The sequence below is a fragment of the Pseudomonas sp. CFBP13528 genome (assembly GCF_005233615.1).
In the GTDB taxonomy this organism is placed as follows: domain Bacteria; phylum Pseudomonadota; class Gammaproteobacteria; order Pseudomonadales; family Pseudomonadaceae; genus Aquipseudomonas; species Aquipseudomonas fluorescens_AM.
On record NZ_QGAJ01000011.1, the window covers coordinates 133417 to 146208 of the forward strand.

At 58.4% G+C, this 12792-nt stretch carries 14 protein-coding genes and 1 tRNA gene; 1 reads left to right on the forward strand and 14 read right to left on the reverse strand.

Translation table 11 applies throughout. The features are described 5' to 3' along the window. Window positions 1–32: 32 nt before the first annotated feature. Complete coding sequence (gene thrS / locus PspCFBP13528_RS19585) at window positions 33–1946, forward strand: threonine--tRNA ligase (protein ID WP_065949337.1); 1914 nt, start codon at window positions 33–35, stop codon at window positions 1944–1946. Window positions 1947–2049: 103 nt separating this feature from the next. On the opposite strand, the gene PspCFBP13528_RS19590 is transcribed toward thrS, so the two are convergent. The 14 genes from PspCFBP13528_RS19590 to PspCFBP13528_RS19655 form a co-directional block, all read right to left on the reverse strand. Then, window positions 2050–2520 carry an SRPBCC family protein gene (locus tag PspCFBP13528_RS19590; RefSeq protein ID WP_065949336.1) on the reverse strand — a complete coding sequence of 157 codons (471 nt, stop codon included), beginning with the start codon at window positions 2518–2520 and terminating at the stop codon, window positions 2050–2052. Window positions 2521–2944: 424 nt separating this feature from the next. Next, window positions 2945–3020, reverse strand: a tRNA-Lys gene (locus tag PspCFBP13528_RS19595). Window positions 3021–3153: 133 nt separating this feature from the next. After that, window positions 3154–3801 (reverse strand): 7-carboxy-7-deazaguanine synthase QueE, encoded by a 648-nt coding sequence (gene queE / locus PspCFBP13528_RS19600; protein ID WP_065949335.1) that lies wholly within the window; start codon window positions 3799–3801, stop codon window positions 3154–3156. A gap of 164 nt (window positions 3802–3965) precedes the next feature. Then, window positions 3966–4811 (reverse strand): tol-pal system protein YbgF, encoded by an 846-nt coding sequence (gene ybgF / locus PspCFBP13528_RS19605; RefSeq protein ID WP_065949334.1) that lies wholly within the window; start codon window positions 4809–4811, stop codon window positions 3966–3968. Window positions 4812–4817: 6 nt separating this feature from the next. Further along, window positions 4818–5318 (reverse strand): peptidoglycan-associated lipoprotein Pal, encoded by a 501-nt coding sequence (gene pal / locus PspCFBP13528_RS19610; protein WP_003193861.1) that lies wholly within the window; start codon window positions 5316–5318, stop codon window positions 4818–4820. A 55-nt stretch (window positions 5319–5373) separates the two neighbouring features. After that, the gene (tolB, locus tag PspCFBP13528_RS19615; RefSeq protein WP_065887603.1) at window positions 5374–6654 is read right to left on the reverse strand and encodes a Tol-Pal system beta propeller repeat protein TolB; all 1281 of its coding nucleotides are present in this window, start codon (window positions 6652–6654) and stop codon (window positions 5374–5376) included. A gap of 17 nt (window positions 6655–6671) precedes the next feature. Beyond that, window positions 6672–7745, reverse strand: coding sequence for a cell envelope integrity protein TolA (tolA, locus tag PspCFBP13528_RS19620; RefSeq protein ID WP_034115767.1), 1074 nt, complete (start codon window positions 7743–7745; stop codon window positions 6672–6674). Further along, the gene (tolR, locus tag PspCFBP13528_RS19625) at window positions 7745–8197 is read right to left on the reverse strand and encodes a protein TolR (protein WP_161793227.1); all 453 of its coding nucleotides are present in this window, start codon (window positions 8195–8197) and stop codon (window positions 7745–7747) included. The genes tolA and tolR overlap by 1 nt, the downstream gene beginning before the upstream one ends. A 23-nt stretch (window positions 8198–8220) precedes the next feature. Beyond that, complete coding sequence (gene tolQ, locus PspCFBP13528_RS19630; RefSeq protein ID WP_015885609.1) at window positions 8221–8916, reverse strand: protein TolQ; 696 nt, start codon at window positions 8914–8916, stop codon at window positions 8221–8223. Between the two features lies 1 nt (window position 8917). After that, window positions 8918–9373 carry a tol-pal system-associated acyl-CoA thioesterase gene (gene ybgC / locus PspCFBP13528_RS19635; RefSeq protein ID WP_065949333.1) on the reverse strand — a complete coding sequence of 152 codons (456 nt, stop codon included), beginning with the start codon at window positions 9371–9373 and terminating at the stop codon, window positions 8918–8920. Between the two features lie 250 nt (window positions 9374–9623). Next, window positions 9624–10682, reverse strand: coding sequence for a Holliday junction branch migration DNA helicase RuvB (gene ruvB / locus PspCFBP13528_RS19640; protein WP_065949332.1), 1059 nt, complete (start codon window positions 10680–10682; stop codon window positions 9624–9626). After that, window positions 10683–11294, reverse strand: a complete 612-nt coding sequence (ruvA, locus tag PspCFBP13528_RS19645; RefSeq protein ID WP_003175802.1) for a Holliday junction branch migration protein RuvA — start codon at window positions 11292–11294, stop codon at window positions 10683–10685. It abuts the gene before it with no gap. Window positions 11295–11360: 66 nt separating this feature from the next. Beyond that, a complete protein-coding gene (ruvC, locus tag PspCFBP13528_RS19650) occupies window positions 11361–11885 on the reverse strand; it encodes a crossover junction endodeoxyribonuclease RuvC (RefSeq protein ID WP_019821257.1) in 525 nt (174 codons plus the stop codon). Between the two features lie 156 nt (window positions 11886–12041). Then, complete coding sequence (locus PspCFBP13528_RS19655) at window positions 12042–12788, reverse strand: YebC/PmpR family DNA-binding transcriptional regulator (RefSeq protein WP_065949331.1); 747 nt, start codon at window positions 12786–12788, stop codon at window positions 12042–12044. Window positions 12789–12792: the final 4 nt, after the last annotated feature.

Here is a 12792-nt window from a genome sequence, read left to right on the forward strand (position 1 = left end):
TAGAAACTATTAATATTCGAGCACCCTTACATATGGTCACTATCGCTCTACCGGACGGCAGTCGCAGAGATTTTCCAGAAGCTTTGACTGTGCAACAGCTGGCTCAATCCATTGGCGCAGGCCTCGCTGCCGCGACGATTGGCGGCAAGGTCGACGGCACGCTGGTCGATGCCAGCTACCTCCTGGAAACAGACGCTACCGTAGAGATTGTCACGACCAAAAGCCCGCAAGCGCTGGAGCTGATACGCCATTCGACGGCCCACTTGATGGCACAGGCGGTTCAGCGCCTGTACCCCGGCACGCAAGTAACGATAGGCCCCGTTATTGATAATGGCTTCTATTACGACTTCGTGGCACCTCGTCCTTTCACAATGGACGATCTTCCGCTCATCGAAGCCGAAATGACCAGGATCGTCAAAGAACAACTACCGGTTACCCGTACGCAATTACCACGGGATGAAGCACTGGCGTTTTTTGAACAACTGGGCGAAAGCTACAAGACGCAAATCATCGACGCCATACCCGCCGGGGAAACGCTCTCACTTTATACCCAGGGCGAGTTCACCGACCTGTGCCGTGGGCCGCATGTGCCCAACACAGCGAAGCTTGGCGCCTTCAAACTGATGAAAGTGGCTGGTGCCTACTGGCGCGGCGACTCCAACAACATCATGCTCAGCCGTATCTACGGCACTGCCTGGGGCAACGAAAAAGAGCTCAAGGCCTACTTGAACCAACTTCAAGAAGCTGAAAAGCGTGATCACCGCAAACTGGCAAAACAGTTCGACTTGTTTCACCAACAAGAAGAAGCGCCAGGCATGGTCTTTTGGCACCCCAAGGGCTGGTCGTTGTGGCAGACGGTCGAACAGTACATGCGCCGGGTTTACCGCGATGGCGGCTACCGTGAAGTCAAGTCGCCGCAAGTACTCGACAGCACCTTGTGGAAGAAATCAGGGCACTGGGACAACTACAAAGAAAACATGTTTGTCACTGAGTCCGAAAACCGCCAGTACGCACTCAAGCCGATGAACTGCCCCGGCCACATCCAAATCTTCAAGCATGGCCTGCGCAGCCACCGTGAACTGCCGATCCGTTACGGCGAGTTCGGCGGCTGCCACCGCAACGAGCCTTCGGGCGCTTTGCACGGCATTATGCGGGTGCGCGCATTTACCCAGGATGACGGGCACATTTTCTGCACCGAAGAGCAAATCGCGGCCGAGATCAAGGCGTTCCATTACCAGGCAGTCAAGGTTTATGCCGACTTCGGCTTCACTGACATTGCGGTAAAAATCGCACTGCGTCCTGAGCCAGGCAAACGCCTGGGCAGCGACGAAGTGTGGGACAAGGCCGAAAACCTGTTGCGTGAAGCCCTGTCCGAGTGTGATGTGGAGTGGGAAGAACTGCCGGGCGAAGGCGCGTTCTACAGCCCCAAGATCGAGTACCACCTGCGTGACGCCATCGGGCGTGAATGGCAGGTAGGCACGATGCAGGTCGACTATCACATGCCGGATCGCCTGGGCGCCGAATACGTCGATGAGCATTCGCAACGACGCAAGCCGGTCATGCTGCACCGCGCAATCGTGGGCTCCCTGGAGCGGTTCCTTGGCATTCTCATCGAACACCATGCCGGTCAGTTCCCGCTCTGGCTTGCGCCGGTGCAGGCCATCGTCGTGACGGTCACTGATGCACAGAACGATTATGCCGACCAGACACGCAATGACCTGGTCCAGCTTGGGTTCAGGGTGGAAGCTGATCTGCGCAATGAGAAAATCGGCTACAAGATTCGTGAAAGCACTCTTCAACGCGTGCCTTACTTGCTCGTGGTCGGTGAGCGCGAAAAAGAAAACGGTACTGTCACCGTGCGCTCGCGCGCAGGCGAAGACTTGGGAAGCATGACGATGGAAGCGCTGCACGCCTTCCTGTTGAACGAGCAATCAGCAGGCGGCTGATTATCGGTTCGCAACAAAAAAAGGCCATTCTCGCGAATGGCCTTTTGCGTTTCTACCGTTCACCCGACAGTGCCGGCACGGTGGGCGCCCCGGCACTTGTTGCTCATCCGTTGAAGAGCGCCTGCACGTTCTTCATCGCATCGTCGGCAAAACCCTGCAGGAACGCCTCGAATGCCGGCACGTCCTCCTTGCTGCCAGTGTGCGGCTGACCAATGATGGTCCAGGTCGCCTGGCTCTGGTTGTCACCGTCAGGCACAACCTGCATCACCGCCCAGAGGTTGCCGATGTTCAGCGAGGTGTAGAGCAGTGACCAGGTCATGGCCATCGCTTGATCGTCATGGGTATTGAGTTGCTCAATCACCACATTGCCGTCCTTGAACAGTTTCTTGCGCACCGAACGCACGCCCTCGCCCGTCATTTCGATATGCGCCAGCGCAGGGATAAACGTTGCGAAACCGGCGAAATCCCCAACGACATTCCACACGCTGCGCGCATCGCTCTTCACCGTGACACTCGCGACGACAGGATTGCCCACTGGATTGCGGACCAAAGTATCGGGTTCAAACTGTTGCACAAGAAAGTTCCTCTGCTGTTCAGATAAGTCGATTTGCTTAAGATAGACGTACCCCTTTGCAGTGCGCTGTTCCTGACCGGTTAATCGCCACCCATGGTCCGAGACGTGAATCGCGATAAACCGTGCAAGGAAGGCCACCGGCATCCGGTCGAAATCGAGCGCCCGTTCGGGTACCTGCTTAAGTTGCAGCGAATCCTTGAGCATTGACATAAGACGGTTCTGATGCAGCCGGCACACATCGGCACGCGTATTGAGCGCAATGTTCCCCAGCGTTCTGCCGTTCAGGAATGTGTATGGGCTAACCAGCGAGATGAACCGATCACGGCGCAATGCGTGTCGATTTGGCGATGCGGAATGACAGGCAAAAAAAAACCCGGAAATCCTCACTTGCGTGGGCCTTCCGGATTTTCTAAACCGCCAAAAATGGTGGGTCGTGTGGGATTCGAACCTACGACCAATTGGTTAAAAGCCAACTGCTCTACCAACTGAGCTAACGACCCGCTGTGTGGTGGCGCGTATAATACTGATTTCTAAGGATTATTCAACACCTTATTTGAAAAAAATCAGAAATAACGCATTGAAGCTAAAAATGGCGCGGTTTGAAGGCCTTCCACAGCCTTCTCATCAGCCGCATCAGCGACCTGGTTCGTCGTTCCACAGGTATTTGTGCAACTGCAATTGCAGACGCACCGGCAGGTTATCCGCCACTACCCAGTCCGCAAGCTCGCGCGCGTTGAGGTCGTGATGACTCGGGGAGAACAGCACCTCCCCTGCTCGACGTTCAAGCCCATACTGGATCAGCTTGGAAGTCGCCCAGTCATAATCATTACGAGAGCAGATGACGAACTTGACCTGATCGTTAGCCGTCAGCAAGTCCATGTTCTCGTAGCGATTGCGGTGGGCTTCCTTGGAGTCAGGGGTCTTTAGATCGACCACTCGGCTGACACGCGGATCTACCGCAGAGATATCCAAGGCGCCGCTGGTTTCCAGCGACACCTCGTAGCCTGCGTCACACAGCTGTTTAAGCAAGGGGATGGCATTGGGTTGCGCCAATGGCTCGCCGCCCGTCACACAGACGTAGCGCGGCCGGTAACCGGCAACCTGCTCCAGGATGTCATCCAGGGTGCGTAGGGTGCCGCCGCTGAAGGCATAGGCGCTGTCACAGTATTGACAACGCAAGGGGCAGCCAGTGAGTCGTACGAATACGGTAGGCAGGCCGGCAGTGCGCGTTTCACCCTGCAACGAGTAAAAAACTTCGGTAATACGTAATGTGTCTTGCATAGTCGCCACGGGCGTAACAGCTAAACAGGCTGTCCGCCTCCGTCAGGCACTTCAAGGGATCGCGCCAACGCGTCAACCCCAGGAAGCGTGTGTCATAAAAGGGCGTGGATTCTAACGAAAAAACCCGCGCCAGGCGCGGGTTTCTTCTAAACGGGCTGCATTGCTTACAAGCGTTGCAGGTCCCGCTGGGCCAGCTGCGCGGCGGAGGAGCCCGGATACTGGGCAACCACCTGCTGCAGAATGCCTTTGACCTTGTCGGTATGACCCAGGCGGCGTTCTACGTCAGCCAGTTTATACAGCGAGTCCGGCACCTTGGAATGCTTGGGGTACAGCTGGCTGACCTTGGCAAACGCCTGGCCCGCCCCCTGCAAATCACCTTTTGTCAGGTTGACCTCACCCAACCAGTACTGGGCATTGCCCGCGTACTGGCTATTGGGGTACTTGCGCAGGAACGCGGTAAAGGCCTGGCTGGCCTTATCGAAGTCCTTGGCCTTGATCAGGTCGAAGGCTGCATCGTAATACAGTTTTTCCTTCGCCGGATCGCCCGGTTCGCTGCTCGCGGCAGGGGCAGCCGCTGCGGCCCCCGCTACTGCGCCACCGGCAGCAGCACCACCGGCAGCGGCACTGGGCGCGCCACCGGCAGAAGAATTATCAGGAGTAGCGGCAGGTGCAACACCGGCTCCAATACGTCGATCAAGATCCTGGTAACGTTCCAGGCCTTCTTGCTTGAGTTGATTCACTTGATTCTGCAGAACTTCAATGGCGCCTTGTTGCTGGGCCAATTGATCCTGCATGCGTTGCAGCTGGTTGAACAGCTCGCCCTGTGCCGAGGGCGCGGCCGTAGCCGCCCCCCCAGCATAGGCGCCGTTCGTGCCATAACCCGCTGGCGGATAACTGCTGCCGCTATTGTTATAGCCAGAGTTGCTATCCGTTACAGGAACCGCAGCCCACACCGCAAGCGGTGCGAGGCTGAGAGCCAATACAGTCAGAGCACGACGGCACGTTCGCATGACGAATTACTTACGCAGTTCGACGCGACGGTTCTGAGCCCACGACTGCTCGTCGTTGCCAGTTGCAACTGGACGCTCTTTACCGTAGGAAACCAGTTCCAGTTGGCCTGGAGCAACACCTTGCAATACCAGGTAGCGCTGAACGGCTTTCGCACGACGCTCGCCCAGAGCCATGTTGTACTCACGAGTACCACGGGCGTCAGTGTTACCTTCCAGAACAACGCGAGCGCCGTTAGCTTTCAGGTCCTTGGCGTGAACGTCCAGAGCGCGCATGGCTTCTGGCTTCAGGTCCGAACTGTCGTATTCGAAGTAGAAAGTGGTGATCGCGCGCAGAGCAGCTTCTTCGCTCAGGGAGCCGTCGACTGCACCAGTGTTAGCGCCGTAACCAGCGTTTGGATCAACAGCTGCGCCTTCACCGGCATTGTCGCCGCCTTTAGAGGAGCAACCAACGGCTACGGACAGAGCCAGAGCCAGAGCAGCAAACTTACCAAACTTCAGCATTTCCATCGTGAAACTCCTAATGAACCCCAGTGTGTTAAGTACTTCTTTTTGTAGCGCCGCGTCAGTTCAGGTAAGGGGACCAGGATGGTTCTCTGACTTCGCCTTGTGCGGTAGGAAGCGGGAGCCTTACGCGTCCGTTGATGGACACGAGCATCAAGACTCCCCGGCCCTGCTGGCGGGTGGCGTAGATTACCATGGTGCCGTTGGGCGCAACAGTGGCTGACTCATCAAGGTTGGTATCTGTAAGGATTTTCACGGTTCCGCGCTGCAAATCCTGGGCCGCAACCCGGAAATTAGTGAAACCATCCTGACGGTGAATCATTACCAACGTCTTTTCATCGGCCGAAAGCTTGGGATTGGCGTTGTAGTTACCGATAAAGGTCACACGTTCCGCGCCGCCACCGTTCACATTTGCCTTGTAGACCTGAGGCTTGCCGCCACGGTCAGAGGTGAAATAGATGGTCGAACCATCTTTACCCCAGAACGGTTCGGTGTTGATACCTGGGCCGCTGGTCACACGCGAGAGCTGACGCGAGGCCATGTTCATCACGTAGATATCCGGGTTGCCGTCCTTGGACAGCACGAATGCCAGGCGCGAACCATCCGGCGACCAGGCCGGTGCACCGTTGAGGCCTTCGAAGTTGGTGATCTGCTCACGACGGCCGGTATCGATGTGCTGGACGAAGATACGTGGACGCTTCTGTTCGAACGATACGTAGGCAATACGCTTGCCGTCCGGCGCGAAGCGCGGCGACAGGATCGGCTCACGCGACTGCAACAAGGTCACTGCACGCGCACCGTCGTAGTCCGAACGCTGCAGGGTGTAGCGAGTGTTGTCTACAGAGAAACGCTCAGCCGTCACATACAACAGGCGCGTCGAGAACGCCCCTTTGATACCGGTGAGTTTTTCAAACGACTGGTCCGAAATGTAGTGGGCCATGTCACGCAGTTGTTCAGCGGTGCCGGAGACGTTGCCGGTCAGGACCTGCTGCTCGGTGGCCACGTTGAACAAGGTGTAGGTGATTTGCAGGCGACCGCCGGCCGGCGTGATGTTGCCGACCATCAGGTACTGCGCGCCCACCGCTTTCCAGTCACGGAACACGACTTCGCTGGCCTGGTTGGGCTGGCTGATCATGTTGCCCTTTGGAATCGGTGCGTAGTAGCCGGAATTGCGCAGGTCGTCGCTGACGATCTGGGCCATGTCATCCGGCAGCACGCTGCCGCCCTGCCAGCCGAACGGTACTACCGCGATCGGGGTGGCCCGATCGCTGCCGCTGGTAACCAGGATGTTCTTTTCATCCGCCGCCGCTATCCCTGCCATACAGCAAATAACGACAAGCATTCCTCGAAGAAGGTTTCTCACAAGGCTAGATCCTCAGGTGTGAATGTCATCTTGAATGAACGATAGGGAGCGAAGTCGCTTGGTTTCATTCCCTGCATCTCGGTCAACCGGCCAATATTCTTGACTGCGGCAACCGCCGAACTGTCGAACGAACCGTCACCACTGGACTTGGCCACGCTGACCGAAGTCACCGTACCGTCCGGCAACATGCCGATCTGCAGCACTACTGTCATGCCTTTACGTGCCGAAGGTGGACGTGTCCAGCCTTCCGCTGCCCGCGCCCGGATCAGGTCGTCAAAACTGCCCGCGACTTCATCGCCACGTTCATCGGCCAAGGCTTGCTGACGCTGCGGCGTGTCGGAAAGCAAATCTGCCAGGGCCTGGGCCTTTTTCTCTTCGGCGGATTTACGGGCTGCTTCCTGGGCCTTTTTCTTGGAGGCGTCGGCGGCAGCTTTCTTCTTCGCGTCGTCGGCGACTTTCTTCTTCGCCTCGTCTGCTTCAGCTTTTTTCTTGGCGTCTTCGGCGGCTTTCTTCTTCGCGTCTTCGACGATCTTTTTCTTGGCTTCCTCAGCGGCCTTTTTCTTGGCCTCTTCTTCGGCAGCTTTCTTGGCTTCTTCTTCGGACTTCTTCTTGGCTATATCAGCCAATTGTTTCTCTTCGGCCTTTTTGGCTTCGGCGGCTTTCTCGGCTTTCTTGGCTTCATCAGCCTTTTTCGCTTCGTCGGCTTTCTTGGCTTCGTCAGCTTTTTTCGATTCCTCGGCCTTTTGAGCCGCCTCTTCTTTCTTTTGTTCCGCAGCAGCCTTCACCGCTTCCTGCTCGACCTTCTTCTGTTCCATCTGCTCGACTTCGGTCTGGCGCGCAGCCGACTTCTGGGCCTCACCCGCAATCTTCTGATTGGTCTGGGTGGTGGCCTGACTTTTCGATTTCAGCTGATACAGGGTCGCCTGCACGATCGGCTTGGCTGGCGGCAGGTCCGGGGTCATGGCAAAGCTGACGAACAGCATGCCGAACACCAGCACGTGCAGGGCAATTGCCCACACGCCAGGCCAGAAGTAGCTTTCCGAGGCGGACGGCTCTCGCTGTTGCTGCATCAGGGTGCCTCGGTAATCAAGCCAACGTTACCCACGCCGGCCTTCTGCAGCCCGCCCATGGCGCCCATGACGGAACCGTAGTCGACCGACTTGTCACCGCGGATGAACACCTGGGTGTGCTTGCCGCCTTCGTTGCCGGAGCGAATGATCTTGGTCACGGCATCCGTCATCGCCGGCAAGGTCAAGGCCTTGTCCTGCTGCTTCTGCGTGTCGACTTCGCTGCCAAGGTTCCAGTAGTAGGTCTTGTCAGCCTTGATCGAAATGGTCAGGACCTGAGTGTTGTTGTCCTGCGGCAAGGCTTCACTGGAAACCTTGGGCAGATCAACCTTCACGCCCTGGTTGAGCATCGGCGCGGTCACCATGAAGATGACCAGCAGCACCAGCATCACGTCGATGTAGGGCACTACGTTCATCTCGGCGACCGGCTTGCGCTTTTTGCGAGCTCGAGCGATTAAAGCCATTGGGAATTACCTGCTTATTCTTCGCTGGTGTGCACTTTACGGTGCAGGATCGCCTGGAATTCATCGGCGAAGGTGTAGTAACGGCCGATCAAGGTTTCGCTGGTGGCGGCAAAACGGTTGTAGGCGATTACTGCGGGGATAGCGGCGAACAGGCCGATCGCGGTGGCGATCAGGGCTTCGGCAATGCCCGGGGCCACGGTGGCCAGGGTCGCCTGCTGGGCCTGGGCCAGACCGCGGAAGGAGTTCATGATGCCCCATACGGTACCGAACAGGCCGATGTACGGACTGACGGAGCCGACGGTCGCCAGGAACGGCAGGCTTTGCTCCAGCTTCTCTTCTTCGCGGGAGATGGCCACGCGCATGGCGCGGGCCACGCCTTCCATCACGGCTTCCGGATCAACGCCCGGCTGCTGGCGCAGGCGCGAGAACTCCTTGAAGCCGGCGCGGAAGATTTGCTCGACGCCCGAATCCGGGTCCGGATTGCTGCCGGCCTGGCGATACAGCTTGGACAGGTCGATACCCGACCAGAAGCGCTCCTCGAAGCTCTCCAGGGCGCGTCGACCGGCACGCAGCAAGTTGCTGCGCTGAAAAATCATGACCCAAGAGGTAACCGATGCGGCCACCAGGGTCAGCATGACCAGTTGCACCACGACACTGGCATTACTGACCAGGCTCCACATCGAGGAATGGTCGACGACGGTAGGTTCCACGCTAAATCTCCTGCTTTGATTGTTTACCCGCGCCGCTCACGGCAGCAAAGGCCGCACGTAGAGTTTCGGGAATGGCCCGAGGTTTCAAACTGTTGGTGCGTACACACGCCACCAGGAACTGCCCCTCACAGAGCAGCGTTGCATCCGTAGCCCGCCTGACCTGCTGCTTGAATCGCAGGCTGGCACGGTTCAATTCGACGACTTCAGCGCTGACCAGCAACTCATCGTCCAGTCGCGCCGGTGCGTGGTAACGCGCCTCGCTGGAATGCACGACGAATAACAGGTCCTCCCCTGCCAGCGTGGATTGGGCAAAGCCCAGCTCCCTGAGCCGCTCGGTTCGAGCCCGTTCCATGAATTTCAGGTAATTGACGTAATAAACGATGCCGCCGGCATCAGTGTCCTCGTAATAAACGCGACAGCGATGTGCGAACGACTGATCCCCGTTTTGCGCGCGCATACTCTAGTGCTTACTCCTCAGGTTGCCAATCCGGCTGGACAACTGTTTTTTCATTCCTGAAACTTTCTTCAGTGACTCAAATGACGACACCAGACACTGGGACAGCACAAAGCTCGGATAAATCACCCCACATGGCAAATACCCTGTAGGGGCGAGCTTGCTCGCGAAGGACCTGAGGCCGCCGCGTATAACCAGACACACTGCGTTATCGTTGGCGTTTTTCGCGAGCAAGCTCGCTCCTACAAATTTTTTAATCGTCCACTGCATCGAGAAATTCGTCTACCACAGGCATGTCTCCCAATCGTGACGGGATGTTTAGCCCAAAGTGCAGATAGGCATGCCGCGTCACCACCCTGCCCCGCGGCGTGCGCATGATGTAGCCCTGCTGGATCAGGTAGGGCTCCAGCACATCCTCGATGGTGTGACGCTCTTCACTGATGGCGGCAGCGAGGCTGTCCACGCCCACCGGGCCGCCGTCGAACTTCTCGATCATGGTCAGGAGCAGACGCCGGTCCTGATGATCGAAGCCATGTTCGTCCACATCCAGCAGATTCAAGGCCAGGTCCGCGACCGCCTTGGTGATATGCCCCTTGGCGCGCACCTCGGCAAAATCGCGCACACGGCGCAGCAAGCGGTTGGCGATCCGTGGTGTACCGCGGGCGCGCCGGGCGATTTCGAACGCGCCTTCCGGGTCCAGCGGCAGGCCAAGGATGCTCGCCGAACGGCTGACGATGGTCGCAAGGTCTGCCGTGCTATAGAACTCAAGACGTTGAACGATGCCGAAACGGTCTCGCAGCGGGTTGGTCAACATGCCCGCGCGGGTCGTGGCACCCACCAATGTGAACGGCGGCAGGTCGAGCTTGATTGAACGGGCCGCCGGGCCTTCACCGATCATGATGTCGAGCTGGAAGTCCTCCATCGCCGGGTACAGCACTTCCTCGACGATCGGCGACAGCCGGTGGATCTCATCGATGAACAGGACATCGTGAGGCTCCAGATTGGTCAGCAAAGCGGCCAGGTCGCCAGGGCGCTCCAGGACCGGGCCGGACGTGGACTTGATCGACACGCCCATTTCCTGGGCGATGATGTTGGCCAGGGTGGTCTTACCCAGGCCCGGCGGGCCGAAGATCAGCGTGTGATCCAGCGACTCACTGCGCCCGCGTGCGGCCTGGATGAACAGCTCCATCTGCTCGCGCACGGTGGGCTGGCCGATGTAGTCGGCCAGGCTCAGGGGGCGGATGGCGCGGTCCTGGACTTCTTCACGGTCGCGCGGACCGGTGGCCGCGATCAGACGATCAGCTTCTATCACTTAAATCATTCCCTTCAGGGCTCGGCGGATCATGTCTTCACTGCTCAGGTTCTTGTCCTTGATGGCCGATACCGCCTTGCTGGCCTCCTGCGGCTTGTAGCCCAGGGAGATCAACGCACTGACCGCATCGCTTTCGGCACTGGCGACCTGGCCTGCCGGCATATCCGGCTGGTTCGGTACCAGGGCGAACATGCTCGGCACCACTTCCCAGGCCTTGAAACGGTCCTTGAGTTCCACCAGCAGGCGCTCGGCGGTTTTCTTGCCCACACCCGGCACCTTGGTCAGGGCCGAGGTGTCCTGGGCTGAAACGGCACGTACCAGTTCATCCACTTCCAGGCTCGACATCAATGCCAGGGCCAATTTCGGCCCGACGCCGTTAAGCCGAATCAGCTCGCGGAAGAAGTCGCGGTCGCGCTTGCCGATGAAACCATAGAGCAGTTGCGCGTCTTCGCGCACGACTAAATGCGTGTGCAAGGTTATCGGCTCGCCGACCGAAGGCAAGCGGTACAAGGTGGTCATGGGCACTTCAAGCTCATAACCCAATCCATTCACATCCAGAATCAGGTGCGGCGGCTGTTTCTCAGCCAGGGTACCGCGCAAGCGTCCAATCACGGTTCAGATCCTTAAAGCTTGGGGTCAGAGCAGGCCTGACCGGAAATAACGATTGCGCTGATGCTATCAGAGACGCAGGCGTCCGCCACGACTGCGTGCCGCGCCCAAACCATGGGGCAGCAGGCTGGAGCGGGTGTGGGCGTGGCAAATGGCGATGGCCAGGGCGTCGGAGGCGTCGATCTGGGGTTTTGAGGTGAGTTTGAGCATGTGCATGACCATCATCTGCACCTGCTCTTTATTCGCCCCACCCGTACCCACGACGGCCTGCTTGACCTGGGTCGCGGTGTATTCGGCGATTTCCATGCCCTCCTCGGCCCCCGCCACGATGGCCGCACCACGCGCCTGGCCAAGCTTCAACGCCGAATCGGCATTCTTGGCCATAAAGACTTTTTCGATGCCCATGGTCACCGGACCGTAGGTCTGGATGACTTCCCGCACCCCGCGATAGACGATCTGCAGGCGTTCGGCCAATTCCCCCGCGCCGGTGCGGATGCAGCCCGAGGCGACATACACGCAGCCGCGCGGAGTCTGTTGCACCACGCCAAAACCGGTGATGCGCGAACCGGGGTCGATACCTAGGATTAAAGTCATAACGCCTGCGGATTAAATAAACATATTTTTTGATACACCGAGAACCCAATGTGGGAGGGGGCTTGCCCCCGATGGCGGTGGGTCAGTCACAAATGTGCCTACTGACACTCCCTCATCGGGGGCAAGCCCCCTCCCACATTTTGAACGACATTTTTCTCAGCCTAGCTGTTCAGCCACGGATTCCGGGATGTCGGCATTCGAATACACATTCTGCACATCATCCAGGTCTTCGAGCATATCCAGCAGCTTCAACACCTTCTGCGCACCGTCCAGGTCAAGTTCGGCGCTGGTGGTCGGCAGCATCACGATTTCCGCATCGGTGCCCTTGAAGCCTGCGGCTTCCAGGGTATTGCGCACTGAGTAGAAGCTGGCGAACGAGGTGAATACGTCAATAGAGCCATCTTCGTGGGTGACGACGTCGTCGGCGTCCGCCTCCATCGCCGCTTCCATCAGCGCGTCTTCATCCGTGCCCGGTGCAAAGGTAATCTGCCCCTTGCGCTCGAACAGGTAGGCCACCGAACCGTCGGTCCCCAGGTTGCCGCCGCACTTGCTGAAGGCATGGCGCACCGCTGCAGCGGTACGGTTGCGGTTGTCGGTCATGCATTCGACCATCACCGCCACGCCGCCCGGGCCGTAGCCTTCATAGGTCAATTCGACCATGTCGTCGGTATCGGCCGCACCGGCACCACGGGCCACGGCGCGGTCGATGATGTCGCGGCTCATGTTGGCGCCCAGCGCCTTGTCCAGCGCCAGGCGCAGGCGCGGGTTGGAACCCGGGTCACCCCCACCCTGGCGGGCGGCGACGGTCAGTTCGCGAATCCACTTGGTGAAGATCTTGCCTTTCTTGGCATCCTGACGCTCTTTGCGGTGCTTGATGTTCGCCCACTTGGAATGGCCAGCCATAACA